We start from the raw sequence: 21,736 nt of genomic DNA on the forward strand, positions 1-21,736 counted from the left end.
CCGAATTGATAGTAGTTCTCATTACTATTTGCATACTAACAGTTATTAACCTTACTTTTAATAGGATTATACCTTAATGGGTTATACCCCTACTAATTCGATAAATTGAAGTATCACGGGGAGATACGTCAGCAAGTGACATTATTTTAGCAAACTGAAAAAACGCCATGATGAAACCGATAATAATCATGATACGTTATGTCTGGACATCCAGATGGTTAAACAGGACGAGTAAAGATGACAGAAAAGCATATCGAAACAACGCTGGTTCACGCCGGACGCAGAAAAAAATTCACTCATGGTTCGGTTAACAGCGTTATCCAGCGAGCGTCATCTTTAGTTTTTGATAGCGTTGCTGATAAGAAACAGGCCACTAAAAACCGGGCTAAAGGTGAGTTGTTTTATGGTCGCCGGGGTACGCTGACGCATTTTTCTCTTCAGGAAGCCATGTGTGAACTGGAAGGTGGTGTCGGTTGTGCACTGTTTCCCTGCGGGGCTGCTGCTGTCGCGAATACTATTCTGGCATTTGTTGAACAAGGCGACGATATTCTGGTCACGGAAAGCGCTTATGAACCGACCCAGGATTTTAGCCGCGGTATTCTGGCTAAACTTGGCGTCACCACCACCTGGTTCGACCCGATGACAGGTGCTGGTATAGCAAATCTGATTAAGCCCAATACCAGGATAGTTTTTCTTGAATCTCCCGGTTCAATTACTATGGAGTTCTGCGATATCCCTGCCATCGTTAAAGCAGTACGAAGCGTTGCACCCGACGTTATTATCATGATTGATAACTCCTGGGCGGCTGGCGTGCTGTTTAAAGCGCTGGATTTTGATATCGATATTTCTATTCAGGCTGGTACTAAATATTTGGTCGGTCACTCAGATGCAATGATAGGTACAGCTGTCTCCAATGCACGCTGCTGGGATACGCTGCGTGAGAATGCCTATTTAATGGGTCAAATGGTTGATGCTGATACGGCCTATGTGACCAGCCGTGGTTTACGTACCCTGGGAGTACGTTTACGCCAGCACGAGGAAAGTAGCCTGAAGGTAGCTCAGTGGCTTGCTCAGCATCCGCAGGTTGAACGAGTAAACCACCCGGCTATTCCTGACAGTAAAGGACATGCCTTCTGGCAGCGTGACTTTACCGGTTCCAGCGGGCTATTTTCTTTCATACTCAAAAAACGTCTTAATAGTACCGAGTATGCTGACTACCTCGATAATTTTAACTACTTCAGTATGGCTTATTCCTGGGGTGGCTTTGAGTCACTGATCCTTGCCAGCCAGCCAGAAGAGCTGGCAGCCATTCGCCCGGTCAGTGGCGTCGATTTTACCGGTACGCTGGTACGTATTCATATCGGTCTGGAAAATGTTGATGATTTAATCGCCGATCTGGAGTCTGGTTTCCAAAGGATTACTTAAAAAAGCCTAAAATCGTGAGTTTTTTGACCTCAGATACATATTGTTGAATCACCATTTGAGATGTTACGCGTATTTTTAGTTACAATAAGATCTACAGAGATAAGTCGAAGTGATGGGTACACCATCCGGCATCTCACGAATTAGTGGTTCAACAGGATCCGTCATGGCTGTGATACACGAGATTGCTCAGGCGCTGTGGAATAATGATTTCGCTGCGTTATCCGACCCTCACGTTATTAACATTGTTTATTTCGTGATGTTCGTTACCTTGTTTCTTGAAAATGGTTTACTTCCGGCAGCCTTTTTACCCGGCGATAGCTTACTCGTTCTTGCCGGTGCACTCATAGCCAAGGGGGTAATGGGATTTGTTCCGACATTAGTTCTTCTGACGATTGCCGCAAGCCTTGGCTACTGGTTAAGCTACCTTCAAGGACGCTGGTTGGGCAACACACGGGTGGTGAAAGGCTGGTTACATCAGCTTCCTGAACACTATCATGACAAAGCCAATCATATGTTTAACCGTCATGGTCTGGTCGCCTTATTAGCCGGGCGGTTTATTGCTTTTGTACGGACATTGCTGCCGACCATTGCCGGTCTTTCAGGTTTAAGTAACCGTCGTTTTCAATTTTTTAACTGGTTGAGTGGCTTCCTTTGGGTATTACTGATAACCAGTTTCGGCTATATATTAAGTATGATCCCCTTCGTTAAACGCCATGAAGACCAGGTAATGACCTTTCTGGTTATTCTCCCGATGGCATTGCTGGCGATCGGTTTAACTGGCACCATCATCATGGTGGTAAGAAAAAAGTTCTCCACCAGTAAGTGACTCATCATGTTCAATAGTCTGGTGTAAAGCTACACCAGACTATGCCGCACGATTATCAGGCTCTGATACGAGCCGACTCCTCACCCGGCGTCACGCCAAAATAGCGTTTAAATTCACGACTAAACTGTGACGCACTTTCATAGCCGACATGAATCGCAGCAGTACTCGCCTTCATACCATCATGTAGCATTAATAAGCGTGCTTTATGCAGGCGATAGCTTTTCAGGTACTGAAGTGGCGAAGTACTGGTGACTGACTTAAAATTGTGATGAAAGGCTGAGACACTCATATTAGCGTCGGCGGCCAGTTGATCCACGGTAAGGTTTTCCGTGTATCGCGTTTCTATACGCCTGATAACCCGGCTTATCTGACTAAAATGCGTCTGTCGGGTGACCAGGGCTAATAATGCCCCACCCCGTGGCCCTCTTAATACTTGGTACAGGAGCTCACGAATGATTTGTTTACCCAGAATTTTAGCGTCCAGCGGGTGCTCAAGCACATCCAGTAAACGCTCGGCTGCACAAAGGATATCTTCTGAAAGTTCGACCGAGTTAATGCCGTCTGCCGATGCCTGCGGGCAAAAACTGTCATCTTCGCCAATATCCATCACCAGGTTCTGAAGCTGGAGCAAGTCGATGTTAATGCGCATCCCTGCCAGGGGTTCTTCAGGTGTCGCCCTGGTTTCGCATTCAAAAGGTAACGGGACGGTCAGGAGTAGATACTCATTGGCATCATAGTGAAATACCCGACCATTAAGATATCCCGTTTTATGACCTGAAAAGAGAAATATTATACCCGGCTCATACATCACAGGAGACCGCTCTCGAGGTGTAGTGCCGTATAAAAGATGAATACCCGGAATAGATATTTTATTATTTTCATTTGAAGTCAGTAACTTAATCTTATTCGTAAGCTGCTGACAGACAGTCTGGCGATTCATTGGCAATAATTCCTCTTCTCACTTTCATCTTTAGCATTGTGCGCTCGATATCCTTATTTCTCCATAGCTCGAGAGAAATAGGCAAGACAAAAGCAGGAATAAGCATTGAGAGATTGCCGGGTAGCTACCAAAATAACTGCCATTGCAATGTGTCGTATTGTCCATTTGAAGAACAGGAAAACTATTATGAATAACTTCAACCTTCATACCCCTACCCGTATTCTGTTTGGTAAAGGGGCAATTGCTGAGTTGCGTGCACAGATCCCCGCACAAGCCCGTGTGCTGATTACTTATGGCGGCGGTAGCGTCAAAAAAACCGGTGTTCTGGATCAAGTTTATCAGGCACTGGAAGGTCTTGATGTCCTGGAATTTGGCGGTATCGAACCTAACCCGGCTTATGAAACATTAATGAAAGCGGTTGAGCTCGTTCGCGCTGAAAAAGTCACTTTCTTACTCGCTGTTGGTGGTGGTTCAGTGCTGGATGGCACCAAATTTATTGCCGCAGCCGCTCATTATCCTGAAGATAAAGATCCGTGGAATATCTTACTGACTCGCGGAAATGATGTAACCAGCGCTATTCCTATGGGTTCTGTACTGACACTTCCGGCAACTGGCTCAGAGTCTAACTCTGGCGCAGTCGTATCCCGTCGTGCGACAGGTGATAAACAGGCATTTATGTCTGATTTCGTACAGCCCGTATTTGCCATCCTCGACCCGGTATATACCTATACTCTGCCTGTTGTACAGGTGGCGAACGGTGTGGTTGATGCATTTGTTCATACCATAGAACAGTATTTAACCTACCCGGTTAATGCAAAAGTGCAGGACCGCTTTGCTGAAGGTTTGCTGCTAACTTTAGTTGAGGAAGGCCCTAAAGCGTTAGCTGAGCCAGAAAACTATGATGTTCGTGCTAACGTGATGTGGGCAGCAACTATGGCGCTCAATGGCCTGATTGGTGCCGGTGTGCCTCAGGACTGGGCAACCCATATGCTGGGTCATGAGTTAACCGCAATGCATGGCCTTGATCATGCTCAGACTCTGGCTATCGTGTTACCTGCTTTGCTGAATGAAAAGCGTAATGAGAAACACGCCAAACTGCTGCAGTATGGTGAGCGAGTATGGAATATCACTGAAGGCAGCGAAGAAGAACGTATTGACGCTGCGATTAACGCAACGCGTAACTTCTTTGAGCAAATGGGAACCGGAACGCGCTTCTCTGCTTATGGTCTGGATGGCAGCTCAATCCCAGGTTTACTGGCTAAACTTGAGGAAAAAGGTCTGACTAAACTGGGCGAACATCAGGACATTACCCTGGATGTCAGCCGTCGCATCTATGAAGCTGCACGGTAAAGTTCGGTTTCTTTTACCCTGTTAATGCTGATTTGACTAAACTTAATACGCTGTCGTCTGTCTGATATACAGCGTGTTAAGTTCTTTTTTCGCAGTCTCTCCTGCTTGCAAGCTGTAATCAGGATGTCCTCACCAGGACGTAGTACTCTCTTTTGCCGCGCTAACCGCCGGCCTCTTTCTGAACCCTACGCTTTAAAGGAGATATTATGACTCAACAGGCCTTAATTACCCTGAATGATGGAAACCAGATACCACAGCTGGGACTGGGTGTCTGGCAAGCCACTAATGAGCAGGCTCAGAGCGCAATTGAAACAGCACTGGACGTCGGCTATCGCTCTATCGATACCGCTGCCATTTACCAGAATGAAGAAGGCGTCGGCCATGCTTTAGTGCAAACTGACGTACCGCGTGAAGATCTGTTTATTACCACTAAGCTGTGGAATGACTCGCACCTGCATCCGGAAAAAGCGCTAGAAGAAAGCCTGAAGAAACTCCAGTTGGATTATCTGGATCTGTACCTGATCCACTGGCCAGTCCCTAAAGCCGATAACTATGTTCATGCCTGGAAAGGGCTAATCGAGCTGCAAAAACAGGGACTAATCAAAAGTATTGGGGTCTGTAACTTCCATGAAAGCCATCTCCAGCGTCTGCTGGATGAAACAGGCGTCATTCCTGTTATCAATCAGATTGAGCTTCATCCTCTGTTACAACAGCGCCCGTTACATGCCTGGAATAATACCCATAAAATTCAGACAGAGTCCTGGAGCCCACTGGCTCAGGGTGGCGAAGGCGTATTTGACCAAAAAATTATTCGTAATTTAGCGGATAAATATGGCAAGACCCCGGCACAGATTGTTATTCGCTGGCACCTGGATAGTGGTCTGGTAGTGATCCCTAAATCCGTCACTCCGTCACGTATTGCAGAAAACTTTGCCGTATTTGACTTCCGCCTCGACAGAGACGAACTGAATGAAATCGCGGGTCTGGATATCGGAAAACGCCTGGGACCTAACCCTGATACCTATGAAAGAGTGTAAGCTAACAGTCTGTTAATTCAGGATTGAGTATCAGATAAAAAGAGGGATGAATCTCCCTCTTTTTTTATTGAGAGATATGTCAGTTATTAGAATATTAATTAATATACACCCTCATAAAATCAGTGTTCCCTGACAAAAAATAAAGCAATTTTTCGTGATAACGGCAAAACAAAAACAATCACCGGGAATGCGACCATCCATGATATTAACCAGGAACCAGGCCATAATTTAAAAACACTCGTGGTAAACCCAATATTCATTAATAAATTGATCATTGAAATCACACCGCTCATAAAAAATGAGGTTATTCCCGGCATAACAAATTTCATAAATCTGGGATGAAGCTTGGCTCTTTTCAAAAAATACTCCAAAACATACTGCAAAAAATAGTGTCTTTTACATGTCGAGATTTAACAAAAACGCAACACGAGCGGGGAAATAATATACATTATTTTTTCTTTTCAGCAATGTCAAAGATCCGCGTAAACAGAGAAGAGAGAATGGATGAAATCGGTTAATCGCGAAGGGAAAATCATTAAGCTCTGGTAGCTTCCTCTTAGGGGAAACCCGCTCGTTATCTCTGTATGCAGTGTAGATTTCTTTCTGTTCCAGCTCAGGAACCCTACATTCACTACGTCCGCCATTGATTCTGTTAAATACAATTAACAGCTTATAAGCTGTATTGTTGATTTTACAACCTATCGGGTGTATTTTGAAAATACAGCTCACAGGGTGTGTTGTAGCCAATTATAACAGTTAGGATCATTATGAAATCTCTTTATCCGGTAAAAACGCTCGGTCAGTTGCGTCCCTTACTCATTGGCTTTCGCAAAGCAAATGGACTGACACAAAAAGACGTTTCTGAAAGGCTAGGCGTAACCCAGCAAACTTATGCTCGCCTCGAGGCTAACCCTTCCAGTGCCAGCATTGAACGTCTGTTTAGAGTGTTTACCGTGCTTGGAGTAGAAATCAATCTCTCCTCGGCATCATTCTCATCAGCAATGGAGCCGACTGAAGCAAATGATAAGCTAGCAAGCTCGCCTGCCAGACGTGAGAAATGGTGACGATATGAGTCGAAAACAACAGCGTTTAGCAATCTGGATGAACGGCATCCTGGTTGGATTCTGGGAAAAGAGTAAAGGAGAAGATTCATTGCGATATCTTCCGCAATGGAGCTCTGATGAGCAAGGGAGACCTTTATCGCTGTCTTTGCCTTTCACCCCTGGGGACCAGACCTGGCGCGGAAATGTTGTACGTGACTATTTTGATAATTTATTACCGGACAGTGAAGGGATCCGTCGGCGTCTGGCAATGCGTTACCAGGCCGAAAGCTTGGATCCTTTTGATCTACTAACTGAACTGGGAAAAGACTGCGTAGGTGCTATACAGCTACTGAATACTGACGAAGAGCCCACAGATTTATATTCCGTAAAATATCGCCCGCTTTCTGAATCAGAAATTGCGACAACATTGCGAAACACAACTGAGGCATTGTTACCCGGCAGGCAGGATGATAATGATGACTTACGTTTATCGATTGCAGGCGCACAGGAAAAAACAGCTTTATTATGGTGCGATGAGCAGTGGTGCTTACCTGAAGGTCATACGCCGACGACACATATCTTCAAGTTACCGCTGGGGCTAGTCGGAAATATGAAAGCGGACATGAGCACGTCCGTTGAAAACGAATGGCTCTGTTCAGTACTTCTTGAGCACTACAACATTCCTGTAGCAAGAACGCAGATAGCCCAATTTGAAGATCAGAAGGCACTGGTGGTTGAACGTTTTGATAGAAAATGGTCTACAAACCGGCAATGGATCATTCGATTACCTCAGGAGGATATGTGTCAGGCTATGGGGGTTTCTCCATTACGAAAATACCAGGCCGATGGTGGGCCAGGGATCTCTGATATCATGCAAATTCTGAGTCATTCAGACAACGCCGAAGATGACAGACGACGGTTTTTCAAAGCACAGATTATTTTCTGGTTACTGGCAGCCACAGATGGTCATGCCAAAAATTTCAGTATCTCGATAGGACCTCAAGGTCATTATCATCTTACCCCTCTTTATGATGTTTTATCGGCATGGCCGCTCATCGGCAACGGATACAATCAGATATCCTGGCAGAAAGGCAAACTGGCGATGGCTGTCCGCGGCAGCAGTAATTACTACCTTCTTAGCAGAATACAAAGACGGCACTGGATTAAACATGGAGAGCTGACCGGACTGAATAAACGACAGATTGAGTTAATTATTGATGAAGTCATATCCGAAACACCTCACGTCATTGAACGTGCTGGCTCAATGCTTCCGACTGAGTTCCCGCAAGAACTGGCTGAATGTATTTTTAATGGCATGAAGCAGCAGTGTGAACGTCTGGCAAGAAAATAGTCAGAGCATAAAGAGAAGCTATCCAATCCTGATAGCTTCTCTTTAGTGGCAGTCTGCGGGTTACTTCTGAGTTGATTTACCTTTAACGCCAGTGCTTGCTCCACGCTGATGTGCCTGCGGAGTATGTCGCGTCAGTGCCGGGCGCATTGAACGATTATTTCTGCGCGCCGCGCGGATTTCTTCCAGCGTGGGGGCGGGAACCAGACATTCACGGCGTCCGCCAATCAGGTGTTTTTTGCCCATAGCTTCCAATGCTTCACGGATCAACGGCCAGTTGGCAGGATCGTGATAGCGTAATAACGCTTTATGCAGCCGGCGCTGACGATCCCCGCGAGGTACCACGATATCCTCACTTTTATAACTCACCTTAGTGAGCGGGTTCTTACCGGTGTAATACATGGTGGTCGAGTTCGCGAGCGGCGAAGGATAGAAATTCTGCACCTGATCGAGACGGAAACGATGCTGTTTCAGCCAGAGCGCCAGGTTAACCATATCTTCATCCCGGGTTCCGGGATGAGCTGAGATAAAGTAAGGGATCAGATACTGCTCTTTCCCTGCCTGCTTAGAATAGGTATCAAACAGCTCTTTAAAACGCTGATAGCTCCCCATACCTGGCTTCATCATCATCGCCAGCGGCCCTTGCTCGGTATGCTCTGGCGCAATCTTCAGATAACCGCCGACATGATGAGTCGCCAGTTCCTTGATATAACGAGAGTCAGCCACAGCGAGGTCATAACGCACTCCGGAAGCGATAAGGATCTTTTTAATCCCGCTCAGAGAACGTGCCCGGCGATAAAGGTCGATCGTCGGCTGATGATTGGTATCCATATGCTGACAAATTTCCGGATAGACGCAGGAAAGGCGGCGGCAGGTCTGTTCAGCGCGCGGAGATTTACAGCGTAGCATATACATATTGGCCGTCGGTCCGCCTAAATCTGACACGACGCCGGTAAAACCAGGAACAGTATCGCGCATCGCTTCAATTTCTTGAATGATCGACTCTTCAGAACGGCTCTGAATAATACGTCCTTCATGTTCAGTGATAGAACAGAATGAACAGCCGCCGAAACAACCGCGCATGATATTGACCGAGAAACGGATCATCTCATAGGCAGGAATACGTGCTTTGCCGTAGGAAGGATGCGGTACACGCTGATAAGGCAGCGCAAAAACACTGTCCATCTCTTCGGTCGACAGAGGGATCGCAGGAGGGTTAATCCAAATATAGCGGTCACCGTGTTTCTGCATCAAAGCGCGTGCACAGCCGGGGTTGGTTTCATGATGTAAAATTCTCGAGGCGTGAGCGTACAGCACCTTGTCGTTTTTGACTTTCTCAAACGAGGGCAGCAACACATAGGTTTTCTCCCATGGCTTAGGCTTGGGTGGCTGAACGACCACCTGCTGAACTTTCATCTGCTGCTCTGAGGCGTCAAATTTAGTCCCTTCAGCGCAAGGGAGATCTTCTCCATAAGGATGCGGAATAGGGTCAATGCGCCCCGGCGAGTCCAGTCGGGTTGAGTCCACCCCACTCCACCCCGGTAGAGCCTGTTTACGCATCATCGCGGTATTACGCACATCATCAATATCGGTAATTGCTTCACCGCCAGCCAGACGGTGCGCCACTTCCACTAGCGGGCGTTCGCCATTGCCAAAAATCAGCATATCGGCCTTGGCATCAACCAGAATCGAACGACGTACGGTATCAGACCAGTAGTCATAGTGCGCGGTACGCCGCAAACTGGCTTCAATCCCGCCCAAAATGACGGGGACATCACGCCAGGCCTCTTTACAGCGCTGAGTATAGACCATCGAGGCTCTGTCCGGACGCTTGCCGGCAACGTTATCTGGCGTATAGGCATCATCATGGCGCAATTTACGATCCGCGGTGTAGCGGTTGATCATCGAGTCCATATTGCCCGCAGTCACCCCAAAAAACAGATTAGGTTTACCCAGGCGCATAAAGTCCTGCTTTGAGGTCCAGTCTGGCTGGGCAATGATCCCCACGCGAAAACCCTGTGCTTCAAGCATTCGCCCACAAATCGCCATGCCAAAGCTGGGATGATCGACATAAGCATCGCCGGTAACCAGAATTATGTCGCAGCTATCCCAGCCAAGCTCATCCATCTCCTGACGAGACATAGGTAAAAAAGGAGCCGGGCCGAAGCAGGCAGCCCAGTATTGCGGCCATGCAAACAGTTCCCGATCAGGCTGGATCAAACTTTTGACAGACATAGTATTCCGTAATAGCGATTATTAAGTGAACAAGGGGGGCGGATTATACGCCTTTAGCCACAATAAGCTAAAGGCTTTTATTTGAAGTGGTCTTTTCCCTTTCCCGAATAGGAAAGGGTGAATATTTAAGGCGCGGGTTGAACGACTAACTGACCTTTAGAGCCACGATCGCCCATTTCCAGAGTCTGACTGGAGTAAAGGAAGGGGAAATTGGTCCAGGATGGCTGGTTGAAATAGACCAGTAACTCAACCTGGCCGTCTATCCAAACGGTATCTTTCCAGCCACGATCTTCACCAAATGGCATCGCGCCATTGACATTACGCACCAGGAAACGCACCCCTTCAATATGGAATGGCTGCGGCATATCTGCCCGTACCGTCCATCTTTCCCAGGTACCTTGTTGCGCGTGAATATCCGTCCGGCTGATATCCCAGAGCTGACCATTAATGCCAGGATCATCGCCAAGAGTAATTTCACGACTTCTCACCGGACTGCCTGCTATCACTTCTTCTGAGAGCAGACGAGCTGGCAAAGGGTCCGTGACTAACGGCAATAACCCGGTCGGGCGTAATGTGAGCACCAGCGTGGATTGCAAAATAGATGAGGGCTCAAAGAGACCACGAATACGATCCATAATCCCCGCAGCTTCGCCACAGGTAATAGAGACTTCTTTACCGGTGGACATATCTACCAAAATTTCACGTCGTTCCCCAGGCGCCAGAGATAGCTGCTGAACTGAAACTGGTGCCGGTAAGAAACCCTGATCGCCAGCGATAACATGCATTTTTCGCCCATCGCTCATCTGTAACAGATAACGACGGGCATTAGACGCATTCAGCAAACGCAGACGTACCCAGCCGCGCGAAACATCAACATAAGGGCTTTGCGCACCGTTGACCAGTAAGATGTCACCGAGTAATCCACCGCTGCTGGGCTCTTTGTACTCTGGTGCACCAAAATTATTCAGGCGTTTGTCCTGGATAATGACAGGGAAATCATCGACGCCATAGTGATTAGGAATGGGGAGCGATTTACTTATGTCATCTTCAACCAGCCACATCCCTGCCAGTCCGTTATAGACATGCTGAGCCGTGCGGTTGGGTGTATTAGCATAATACCAGAGCGTCGCCGCAGGTTGGCGAACGGGTAAGATAGGTGCCCAGTCAGCTCCAGGGGGGATCATACGAGCAATACCGCCAATTAATGCTCCAGGAACCTGAAGCCCAGCTACCGTCATCGAGACACTTTCCGTCAGACGGTTGCTGTAAATCATTTTAACGTCGTCGCCACTCCAGACACGGATGGTCGGTCCAAGATAATGACCATTAATGCCCCAAATAGGGACTTTAGGACCACCATTAAATGACCAGTGAGCACGCTGTAACGTCAGAAACAGCGGCTGACCACGCCGCGATTCAAGCAAGGGCGGAATAGGTAAGGCCTGTTGCTGTCCTGCCGCGTTAGCCCTCGCTGGCAATGCACTGGCACAAATGGCCAGTCCGGATGCCTGAATAAACTGACGGCGACTGAATGACATAATTGCTCCATGTAATACTGAATAGCGTAATCGGGCATATACCCGTCATATTTCAAGCTTATGCGTTAACTTCGCGACAACTCGAATAATATTGGGTATCGGCTTTAATTAGCCTGATGTTTCGTCACTTTATTCTGTGCTTCCCGTTCCGCAACTTCTTTATCCAGTTCCTCAATTTTCGTTCTCATTAAATCACGGCAATAGGTGGCCAGTTTACGGGCTTCGTTTTTATCATAACCGCTAATATCAACAGGCGGCAGCATTTCAACAATCACCAGGCCATTATTCCAGCGATTCAACTTCACTTTATTGTGGGTGGAAGACACACATACCGGAATAACGGGTACACCTGCAGCAAGCGCCGCATGAAATGCACCCGTTTTAAATGGCAGCAAACCACGACCTCTACTTCTTGTTCCTTCAGGAAACATCCAGATAGAAATCTTGCGCTTATGTATTTGCTCCACCACCTGGGTCAAAGTACCTACAGCCTTGGCACGATTCTCACGGTCGATAAGCAGGTTTCCGGTTATCCAGTACAGCGGGCCAAAAAAAGGAACCCATAACAGACTTTTCTTTCCTACAGTCACGGTTGGCGGCTGAACCATGCCCGAAGCGGTGATCATATCGTAATTATTTTGATGGTTACCAATATAGATAGCCGGTGGATGTGATTCTGCACCTGCAGGTAGTCGATACTCAACCTTCAGGCCAAAAACCGGTGCCAGACGGGCAAAAAGGTGACCGAAAGTGGCCACATGACGTGGATTTCGCGGGCTAAACAGGCAATAAATCGATCCTAAAATACAGACCAGAATGCAATAAATAATCGCGATAATAAAACGAACAATAGCTAACATAACGACCTCTTAAGCCTGAGCCGACAATCACTGCCGGCTTTAGCGTGGATATCTATCGTGGTGGCAGCATAAGCCGCCGTCACGATTATTCTTCGCTGTCTGCGGAGCCCGCAGATACAGGTGAGTCTATATCGACACTATCAATACGCTGTAAACCGCGCATTAAGGTTCCGCGGCGACCTCGTTCACCCTGTACCTTCTGGAGTTCTTCCGGGCGCAGTTTTATTTTTCGTTTACCAACATGTAAGGTCAGCGTGCTTTGTTTTGGCAGAATATAGAGATGCGCCAGTTTATCCTCGCCTTTTGCCGCTTCCGCAGAAGGAATAGAAATAATTTTATTTCCTTTCCCTTTTGAAAGTTCAGGCAAATCACTCACCGGGAACATCAGCATTCTTCCCGCAGCAGTAATGGCAAGTAACATATCATCAGCGCTATTAATTTCAATCGGCGGCAGAACTCGAGCATTCTCAGGCAGTGAAATAAGCGCTTTTCCGGCGCGATTACGTGAGATCAAGTCATTAAAGGTGCAGACAAAACCGTAGCCAGCATCAGAAGCCATCAACAGTTTTCTGTCCTCTGCGGCCATCAGCACATGTTCAACCACCGCTCCAGGTGGAGGCGTCAGTTTACCGGTTAACGGTTCTCCCTGGCTACGCGCAGAAGGTAAGGTGGTAGGATCCAGAGCATAGCTGCGTCCCGTTGAGTCAATAAACACAACTGGCTGATTGCTCTTTCCTTTCGCCGCTGCCAGATAAGTATCTCCGGCTTTGTAGCTGAGCCCTTCTGCATCAATATCATGGCCCTTGGCACTACGCACCCATCCCATCTGCGACAGAATGACGGTGACTGGCTCAGAAGGCTGCATATCGTGCTCATTCATGGCTTTCGCCTCTTCACGCTCTTGCAGCGGTGAGCGGCGAGCATCGCCATAAGCTTCGGCGTCAGCCTGTAACTCTTTTTTCAACAGCGTATTCATTTTACGCTCTGAAGCGAGAAGACCTTGTAGTCGATCGCGCTCTTGCGCCAGTTCGTCCTGTTCACCGCGGATCTTCACTTCTTCAAGCTTAGCCAGATGGCGTAACTTTAACTCAAGAATGGCTTCAGCCTGGGTTTCGCTGATTTCAAAGCGTGACATCAAAGCGGGTTTTGGCTCATCCTCAGTACGGATTATCTCTATCACTTCATCGATATTGAGAAACGCTACCAGTAAACCTTCGAGAATATGAAGGCGCTTAAGCACTTTCTCCAGACGGAAATTAAGACGACGACGCACCGTCTGACGGCGATAAACCAGCCACTCATTGAGGATTTCCAGCAAGTTTTTCACTGCCGGGCGGCTATCAAGACCTATCATATTCAAATTAATACGATAGCTTTTTTCCAAATCCGTGGTCGCAAACAGGTGGTTCATGACCTGAGTCATATCCACGCGATTAGAGCGCGGCACAATCACCAGACGGGTAGGATTCTCGTGATCGGACTCATCGCGTAAATCTTCCACCATCGGCAATTTTTTGGCACGCATTTGGTTAGCGATTTGTTCTAGTACGCGAGCGCCAGAAACCTGATGTGGCAGGGCGGTGATAACCACATCACCCTCTTCTTTCTTCCAGACCGCACGCATACGAACAGAACCGCGACCATTCTGATAAATTTTACGGATTTCAGTGCGTGGCGTAATAATTTCTGCTTCGGTCGGGTAATCCGGCCCCTGCACGATATCCAGAACCTCATCAAGAGTAGTTTCTGGCTTATCAATCAGGGTTATGACCGCACTGGCAACTTCACGCAAGTTATGCGGTGGAATATCGGTCGCCATACCGACGGCAATACCCGTGGTTCCGTTAAGCAGGATATTGGGTAACCGCGCTGGGAGCATCTTAGGCTCTTGCATCGTGCCATCAAAGTTTGGCGCGTAGTCAACCGTCCCCTGCCCTAACTCACCCAACAGTAATTCTGCATATTTTGACAGGCGTGATTCGGTATAACGCATAGCTGCAAAGGATTTAGGATCATCCTGAGCACCCCAGTTACCCTGGCCATCAACCAGCGGATAGCGATATGAAAACGGCTGGGCCATAAGAACCATCGCTTCATAACATGCGCTATCGCCATGTGGATGGTATTTACCCAGCACATCACCTACCGTACGCGCTGATTTCTTGAATTTTGCGCTGGCGTTTAAGCCCAGCTCTGACATTGCGTACACAATACGACGCTGGACCGGTTTAAGGCCATCACCGATAAACGGCAAGGCACGATCCATGATGACGTACATGGAATATTTGAGATACGCATTTTCCGTAAATTCGTGCAGCGCAAGGCGCTCAGCACCATCATGAGTTAAATCGCTCATTACTCATTCATCCTCAAACTGACGAGTCAACTGCGTTACAGTCGACGTAATTGGAGGCGATAGTACCTTATCTGAACGGTAGAGTCATACAGTTGACTGCAGCCTGCCCCCGTCAGTTAAGTTACTAACTATAGGGGGCAGTGCAAAAGGACGGGGTTTTATGGCAATTCAGCACTCACCATGCAAATTATCAAGGCTATAGCTAACCCATTATTGCTTGGTTATTTTCTTCACTTCAATTTCAACGGAATTCCAGTCTTTATCCACTTTACCCTGAATTTCAACGGTATCTTGCGGCGTGATTGTCTGGCCATTCCAGCGTTTATCGCTTATTTCAACATTGACACTGTCGGTACCGTCACGAAAAATATAATCATTCCCGCCAATACGTTTTTCAATTTTCCCAGTCAGCGTCACCCAGGTATCATCAGAAAATTCTTTCGCTTCTTTAACGGTTGCTTTATTACCCGAAGGTCCGTTAAAACCGCCGGCGGCCGGTGCCGTCTCACTCACCGTAGTTTTCGCATTCGGGTCAACAAAACCGCCGGTTTGCGCTGCGAATACCGGGCCTGTAGTTAATGCCATAATAGCTAACAATGCTGCTGTTCTTTTCATTCTTTTTATCTCCTCAATATGGATTACTAAGTCTAGTAAACACCATAAAGCTTAACGAAATCTTAAGAACTTATTTTATGTTTCCTGAAGCAAAGAACGCCTGTACACCACGACATTTCCAGTATTTACTTTACCCTGGAGCATATAAGGGAAAAGAGATGCGAATACTGGTAATTGAAGATGACCCGTTGATTGGCGATGGGATCAAAGTAGGTTTAGTTAAGCTGGGCTATACCGTTGACTGGTTCAATGACGGCATCGTCGGTAAAAATGCCCTCGCTCAGGCCCCCTATGATGCGGTCATACTGGATTTAACCTTGCCCGGTATCGACGGGCTGGATATCCTTGGACAGTGGCGAAAAGCAGGGCGCAGTGAACCTGTTTTGATCTTAACTGCCCGGGATTCTCTTGATGAACGTGTCACCGGGCTAAACTCTGGTGCCGATGACTATTTGTGTAAACCTTTTGCTCTGGCCGAAGTATCGGCACGCCTGCAAGTTCTGATTCGCCGAACCCACGGTCACGCCCAGCCAGAACTGACACATGGTAACGTTATTCTCTATCCCGCTAACCATACCGTGATGCTAAACGCAGAACCCGTGGCGCTTAAACCCAAAGAGTTTGCATTGCTGGAACTGCTCATGCGTAACGCAGATCGCGTCCTGCCACGAACATTAATTGAAGAAAAACTCTATAACTGGGATGAAGAGGTATCGCGTAACGCCTTAGAGGTTCATATTCACCATCTGCGTAAAAAACTGGGAAGTGATTTTATTCGTACCGTCCACGGTATTGGTTATACCCTGGGTGAGCCATGCTAAATATCCTGGCAAAAAGCCTCCGTGCCCGCCTCAGTGTGGCTTTTATTATTCTGACGATAATTGCTGCCGTCTGCGCCGGTACTTTCGCCTGGCATGAGTCACGCAAGTCATTAAACAAACTGTTCGATACTCAACAATTATTATTCGCCAAACGATTAAGCATACTGAATTTTGACATCATCCCACATGAAAATACCCAGCTTCCCCGCAGTAAAAGTTTACTGAAAAAACACCGTGGAAAAATGGATGACGACACCCTTGCCTTTGCTATTTTTAACGTTGATGGACGCCAGGTATTAAACGACGGAGACAATGGTAAAGATCTCAGTTATAGCTGGCAAAGAGATGGATTCGTTGATAGAAAACTGGACGATGAACTATGGCGACTGGTCTGGCTAACGACGCCAGATGGTCGTTATCGTATTGTGGTGGGACAGGAATGGGAATATCGCGATGATCTAGCCCTGGATATTGTCTATTCCCAGCTAATGCCATGGCTGATAGTTCTGACGCTCATGCTAGTGCTGCTTATCTGGCTGGTCAGTTATGAACTGCGCCCTTTACGAAACATGGCTCAAAGGCTCCGCCATCGTGCACCTGATGATTCACGCCCTTTAGAAACAAAATCTCTGCCACAAGAAGTCCTCCCGCTGATCAATGCCCTCAATCAGCTTTTTGCCCGTACTCATGAATTAATGGTACACGAACGGCGCTTTATTTCTGATGCTGCCCATGAATTGCGTAGCCCGCTGGCTGCACTAAAAGTTCAGGCTGAGGTTGCTCAACTGGCAGAAAATGATGTCCCCGTGCGGGAGGCTGCGCTGGCCAATCTTCACTTAGGAATCGACCGTGTATCACGTCTGGTTGAACAGCTATTAATGCTGTCGCGCCTGGACTCTTCGGCCAGACTGGATGATATGCAAACGGTACCACTTCAGAGTCTGCTGCAACAAAGCGTGATGAATGTCTGGCATGTGGCACAACGAGCAGGCATTGATATTCACCTTGAGATGCAAGATGCCCCGGTGACTCTTCACGGACAGTCTTTACTGCTTGAGGTCATGCTACGCAATATTCTCGATAATGCCATTCGCTACTGCCCTGCTGGCAGCATGGTAACGATAACCTTAGCGGATAACATGCTTACCTTTATTGATAATGGCCCGGGCGTCAGTCAGGAATATTTAACCTCTCTCGGAGAACGTTTTTTCCGTCCACCGGGTCAGGTGAAAACCGGCAGCGGCTTAGGGCTGTCAATTGTTCGCCGTATTGCAGCCTTGCACAATATGCGGGCGAGTTTCAGTAATACTGAGGAAGGTGGTTTTGAAGTCCGCCTGAACTGGTAATTCTGGAAAAGGAAGGATTATTGCTTTAAAAGCAAAAGTCTTTGTACATTTTGACTATTTTTCTACTCATCGTCTCTGGCTATAGTGAGTCCATATCATTATCAGAGGCTAATTATGAGCAAAATACTTATTATCAATGGTGGGAAGAAATTTGCCCACTCTAACGGTCAGCTAAACGACACTCTGACAGAGGCAGCCGAACTGTCGTTACGCGAGCTTGGCCATGATGTTCAGGTCACCCGCGCCGATAGTGAGTATGACGCTTCAGCCGAAGTGGAAAAATTCTTATGGGCCGACACCATTATCTGGCAAATGCCCGGCTGGTGGATGGGTGCACCCTGGACTGTTAAAAAATATATCGATGACGTTTTCACCGTTGGTCACGGAAAACTGTATGGCAGCGATGGCAGAACGCGCTCTGATGACAGCAAAAAATATGGCTCAGGCGGCCTGATTCAGGGCAAAACCTATATGCTGTCTCTTACCTGGAATGCACCTCTGGAAGCCTTTACCGACCGCGAACAATTTTTCCATGGCGTAGGCGTCGATGGTGTTTATCTGCCATTCCATAAAGCGAACCAGTTCCTGGGTATGGAAGCCTTGCCGACATTTATTGCTAACGATGTGATGAAGCAACCCGACGTTCCGCATTATTTAGCAGAATATCGCAAGCACCTCGGGCAAATTTTTGCTTAACTGGTTATCTGCTAATAAAAGGAGTAAACCATGTTAACCGTACTCGCTGAAATACGTACCCGCCCTGGCAGCCACCATCGCCAGGCGGTGATTGATTCATTTGCTATAGCAGTGCCTCTGGTATTAGAAGAAGAAGGCTGCCACGGCTATCAGCCGCTGGTTGACCATGCCGCTCACGTGGCATTTCAGGCAACCGCCCCGGACTCCATTTTTATGGTAGAGCAATGGGAAACTGTTGCCCATTTAGAAGCACATCTGAAAACTGTTCATATGCAAGAACATAGCGAACGTGTAAAAGACAGCGTGCTGGATGTACATATCCGTATTCTGGAAGATGCAGTGAAGTCTTAAGAGTAAGAAATTAAATAACCTGAGCCGATAGCCCATCGAGCTCAGGCTGAATAAGATACCGAATGTAGTTCTAAAAAATCTTATGGCCAGTCAAAAATAATCCTGTCTGTTTTATCTGAAAATTTATAGATCGTATACCAGATATCATTTACATAAGCGGTTATATATAAAGAATTTAACTGTTCCTCAGTGACTTTACTTACCCAAGTATAATTGCGTAAATAGGAATAATAAGCATTCCCATAAGACACCTCAGAGATATATCCCGCATCGTACATTAGCATATATCTGTAATTACGGAATATTGTATTATCATTAAAAACAATATTGACATCTTTATCAGATGTATAAGTATGCGATATTGTATTTGTTAAATATTGCTGCTGAATAATATCTAAATCACTTATCAGGGACATTCTTGTCCAGTAGGGTAAGTCACTATTTAAAATATCGTTTCTTAGATTATCTATATCCTTCTGACTTATATTATTTTCGTCAAATCGACCATCGCCATCACCCGATAAATATCCTATTTTATTTCTCAGGGCAAAGTCTTCCCAGAAAACTCTTCTGATTAGAAATTCGCCCCCATCAAAAATAGCTATAATATCGATTCCTTCGTATTTATATCTATCCGCAGGAATTTTCCACGCGGTTCCATTTATCGTATCCGAGAGTACAGGCTGGCCATTTTTTAGCTCTCCAAGTAACTGACCAGATGAACGCGCTAAATAGGTATAATCCTTGAATGATGCATTAGCAAACTCAACCGTGTAGTATGTTTCATTTCGCTTATCATTTTTAATTGTCTCATGCAGTAATAATTGCTGAGCCAATAATATTTTATTTTTTATAAAAGTAGTATATTCATTTTTAGACTGATGATATCTTTGCCATAAATCATCTAAAGTACGCTGATTCGTTGCTGGTGATAATGACGTAAAACTATCATCAACGTATATTTTACAAACATCGTCAAAAAGAGTGTTAATCCTGTTACTAGAAAAGTATGCAATATATTCACCTTGATGACGAACTTCTATGCTTAATATATCGTCATCGGTAAAAGGTGCACCATCACTTTCATCCAGCACTCTCTCAATCTTATAGCCTTGACTGGTTAATGTTGATGAGGCGTAATATACTTTACCATTTTTAACTTCACCAAAATACTTCCCTCTAATCATAAACACATAATGATAAGGACTATACCAATCTTTATCAATTGTAAATGAGATAAAATCACTTTTTATCACGACATTGCTAATGCTATTTTTCAAATATATTAACTCAGGAATATATTTAGGTTCTGGTATCGGCAATCGAATATAATTATCATTATTATATTCCCAGATAGGCTTGGTTAAAGTCGGTAAAAAAGATAATTGTACCAACGTATTTAAATCAGAATAAATTCCCCACATGGTAAAAAATGGTTCAAGATTAATATTAACTAAATGAGAAACAGTGAGAATAAATAATTGTTTTTGTTTATGATGCTCATTTTGTGACGGCGTATCATTCATAAGTCTGTAAAGTTGAAAAAGCTGGGGGTAGAACTGATCGGTAAACGCCAGCCTTAATTGCCAGAAAGGCCCCAGCTTAACAAATAAATCTGCATCATCATATGACTTTACTGGCTTAGCGAGAAAAGCTTTCATTTTAGAATAATGATCATCAAAGTTAGTCGCTCTGCCCATAATTTGCTCTTGTGTAAATAGAGAGAAAATATTAACTGTCACTTCCGTTAGTCCCGAGCCTGCTGACCACTGCCATGGAAATTGTTGTCTCTGATGTCCATTCTCATGCCATATTCCAAACCGATCGTTTGAAAAACCTAATAGCTGAGGCATTGCCCCATTAGCTCTGTTATAACCTGTATATTCATTTGTGGCATACATATAATATTTATTGGATTCAAGATGCAAATTTCGATTATTATCTAATTTGTAGTCAGCTCTACCATTCTCAATCAAACCTGCTACACTATTTTGTATATTAATAACAAGTTCATTGTTTTTCATCAAATTATAAACATCTTTAATATATTCTTTAGCGCTTGAATACGCCACAACTATATCTGACAGCCTATTACTTAAAATGACATAGGGTGCATTATCGTATCTTTCCATTTCATTATTCCAATCTTCATTTGAATTTTTATATAATTCAAATGAAGGGATTCGTTGATGGGATGACTTAACCTCAAGAAAAACATCATTACTTTCATTATGATTAGTAAAGCTTAACACTCCATCATTTTTAGCAGAGAATGTATTATTACCCTCAACTAAAGAATAGGTAGAAAAATTTTCGCTATCACTCGGTACTCCTATAACCGAAAAAACGTTCTCTTCTGTTTTTCCAGAGACAACAATATTCAGAACCTGTCCTTTTTGTATATAAAAAGGAACAAATTGGTATGGGCTCCAGGTATGATTCCGCTTGTCTTTATCAGCACGCACTCTTGGATAACCACGAGCGTAAATAGTATAAACATTACCGTCCATAATACACATCCTGATTTTATTAAGAATAAATGGGAGTGAGAAAATTCATTATTATTAATACAGTTAATAATATTATCATGCACAATATTCAAATAGATTACTTTGTCAGCACATAACCAGAATTGAAAATATCTTCAATATATAGAAAGAAAGGCATATTGAAATAACGACAATTATTACGGATAAAAAAACAAGAAATCGCTCGGGTAAATATTTATTATTTTTCTCGTGAAAAATAGAAGTGATATTGGCAGCACTGACCAAATAAGATATACTTCTGTATGTTTCGATACTATATCAATTATTACCAAATACAACAGAGAAAATAAATAAAAAATAAAAAACCAGTTTATTAAAAATAATTAGTTTAACCTTTTTAATTCCAAGAAAAAATTGAATATTTATCTTACTGAATTGTAATTCATCAAAATTAAATACT

Annotated in this window: 18 protein-coding genes; 10 read left to right on the forward strand and 8 right to left on the reverse strand. The window is 45.3% G+C overall.

Annotation, left to right across the window (positions count from 1 at the left end):
* The first annotated feature begins 237 nt into the window (after positions 1-237).
* Both metC and M2387_RS09240 read left to right on the forward strand, forming a co-directional pair.
* The gene (gene metC / locus M2387_RS09235) at positions 238-1,425 is read left to right on the forward strand and encodes a cystathionine beta-lyase (RefSeq protein ID WP_259048863.1); all 1,188 of its coding nucleotides are present in this window, start codon (positions 238-240) and stop codon (positions 1,423-1,425) included.
* 163 nt (positions 1,426-1,588) lie between these two features.
* Complete coding sequence (locus tag M2387_RS09240) at positions 1,589-2,251, forward strand: DedA family protein (RefSeq protein WP_259048864.1); 663 nt, start codon at positions 1,589-1,591, stop codon at positions 2,249-2,251.
* A 55-nt stretch (positions 2,252-2,306) separates the two neighbouring features.
* Here the strand turns inward: M2387_RS09240 and M2387_RS09245 are convergent, their stop codons facing one another.
* On the reverse strand, positions 2,307-3,191 hold the full coding sequence (locus M2387_RS09245) for an AraC family transcriptional regulator (protein ID WP_259048865.1): 885 nt from the start codon (positions 3,189-3,191) through the stop codon (positions 2,307-2,309).
* Between the two features lie 186 nt (positions 3,192-3,377).
* Between M2387_RS09245 and yqhD the strand changes: the two genes are divergently transcribed.
* Positions 3,378-4,541, forward strand: a complete 1,164-nt coding sequence (yqhD, locus tag M2387_RS09250) for an alcohol dehydrogenase (protein WP_259048866.1) — start codon at positions 3,378-3,380, stop codon at positions 4,539-4,541.
* 206 nt (positions 4,542-4,747) lie between these two features.
* Entirely contained in the window at positions 4,748-5,578 is an 831-nt protein-coding gene (gene dkgA, locus M2387_RS09255; protein WP_259048867.1) for a 2,5-didehydrogluconate reductase DkgA, read from the forward strand.
* Between the two features lie 119 nt (positions 5,579-5,697).
* On the opposite strand, the gene M2387_RS25900 is transcribed toward dkgA, so the two are convergent.
* Positions 5,698-5,907, reverse strand: coding sequence for a DUF2798 domain-containing protein (locus M2387_RS25900; RefSeq protein WP_409039727.1), 210 nt, complete (start codon positions 5,905-5,907; stop codon positions 5,698-5,700).
* 438 nt (positions 5,908-6,345) lie between these two features.
* On the opposite strand from M2387_RS25900, the gene M2387_RS09260 reads away from it, so the two are divergent.
* The gene (locus M2387_RS09260; RefSeq protein WP_259048868.1) at positions 6,346-6,642 is read left to right on the forward strand and encodes a helix-turn-helix transcriptional regulator; all 297 of its coding nucleotides are present in this window, start codon (positions 6,346-6,348) and stop codon (positions 6,640-6,642) included.
* A 4-nt stretch (positions 6,643-6,646) separates the two neighbouring features.
* Positions 6,647-7,972, forward strand: coding sequence for a type II toxin-antitoxin system HipA family toxin (locus tag M2387_RS09265; RefSeq protein ID WP_259048869.1), 1,326 nt, complete (start codon positions 6,647-6,649; stop codon positions 7,970-7,972).
* Positions 7,973-8,032: 60 nt separating this feature from the next.
* On the opposite strand, the gene M2387_RS09270 is transcribed toward M2387_RS09265, so the two are convergent.
* The 5 genes from M2387_RS09270 to M2387_RS09290 all read right to left on the reverse strand — a co-directional run bounded on the left by M2387_RS09270 (position 8,033) and on the right by M2387_RS09290 (position 15,573).
* Entirely contained in the window at positions 8,033-10,204 is a 2,172-nt protein-coding gene (locus M2387_RS09270; protein WP_259048870.1) for a YgiQ family radical SAM protein, read from the reverse strand.
* Between the two features lie 125 nt (positions 10,205-10,329).
* Entirely contained in the window at positions 10,330-11,742 is a 1,413-nt protein-coding gene (gene ftsP, locus M2387_RS09275) for a cell division protein FtsP (protein ID WP_259048871.1), read from the reverse strand.
* A gap of 104 nt (positions 11,743-11,846) precedes the next feature.
* Complete coding sequence (locus tag M2387_RS09280) at positions 11,847-12,602, reverse strand: 1-acylglycerol-3-phosphate O-acyltransferase (protein ID WP_259048872.1); 756 nt, start codon at positions 12,600-12,602, stop codon at positions 11,847-11,849.
* Between the two features lie 85 nt (positions 12,603-12,687).
* Positions 12,688-14,958: a DNA topoisomerase IV subunit A gene (gene parC / locus M2387_RS09285; RefSeq protein ID WP_259048873.1), complete on the reverse strand. Its 2,271-nt coding sequence runs from the start codon at positions 14,956-14,958 to the stop codon at positions 12,688-12,690.
* A 210-nt stretch (positions 14,959-15,168) separates the two neighbouring features.
* Positions 15,169-15,573, reverse strand: coding sequence for a YgiW/YdeI family stress tolerance OB fold protein (locus M2387_RS09290; RefSeq protein WP_259048874.1), 405 nt, complete (start codon positions 15,571-15,573; stop codon positions 15,169-15,171).
* Positions 15,574-15,731: 158 nt separating this feature from the next.
* Between M2387_RS09290 and qseB the strand changes: the two genes are divergently transcribed.
* The 4 genes from qseB (at position 15,732) to M2387_RS09310 (ending at position 18,787) form a co-directional block, all read left to right on the forward strand.
* Positions 15,732-16,394: a quorum sensing response regulator transcription factor QseB gene (gene qseB / locus M2387_RS09295; RefSeq protein ID WP_259048875.1), complete on the forward strand. Its 663-nt coding sequence runs from the start codon at positions 15,732-15,734 to the stop codon at positions 16,392-16,394.
* Positions 16,388-17,740 carry a quorum sensing histidine kinase QseC gene (qseC, locus tag M2387_RS09300; protein ID WP_259048876.1) on the forward strand — a complete coding sequence of 451 codons (1,353 nt, stop codon included), beginning with the start codon at positions 16,388-16,390 and terminating at the stop codon, positions 17,738-17,740. Before qseB ends, qseC begins: the two co-directional genes overlap by 7 nt.
* Positions 17,741-17,854: 114 nt before the next feature.
* The gene (locus M2387_RS09305) at positions 17,855-18,436 is read left to right on the forward strand and encodes an NAD(P)H-dependent oxidoreductase (RefSeq protein ID WP_259048877.1); all 582 of its coding nucleotides are present in this window, start codon (positions 17,855-17,857) and stop codon (positions 18,434-18,436) included.
* A 30-nt stretch (positions 18,437-18,466) separates the two neighbouring features.
* A complete protein-coding gene (locus M2387_RS09310; RefSeq protein WP_259048878.1) occupies positions 18,467-18,787 on the forward strand; it encodes a putative quinol monooxygenase in 321 nt (106 codons plus the stop codon).
* 80 nt (positions 18,788-18,867) lie between these two features.
* Here M2387_RS09310 and M2387_RS09315 read toward each other — a convergent pair whose 3' ends face one another.
* Positions 18,868-21,297 (reverse strand): M60 family metallopeptidase, encoded by a 2,430-nt coding sequence (locus tag M2387_RS09315; protein WP_259048879.1) that lies wholly within the window; start codon positions 21,295-21,297, stop codon positions 18,868-18,870.
* Positions 21,298-21,736: the final 439 nt, after the last annotated feature.

Source organism: Klebsiella sp. BIGb0407 (assembly GCF_024807845.1).
GTDB lineage: Bacteria > Pseudomonadota > Gammaproteobacteria > Enterobacterales > Enterobacteriaceae > JGM124.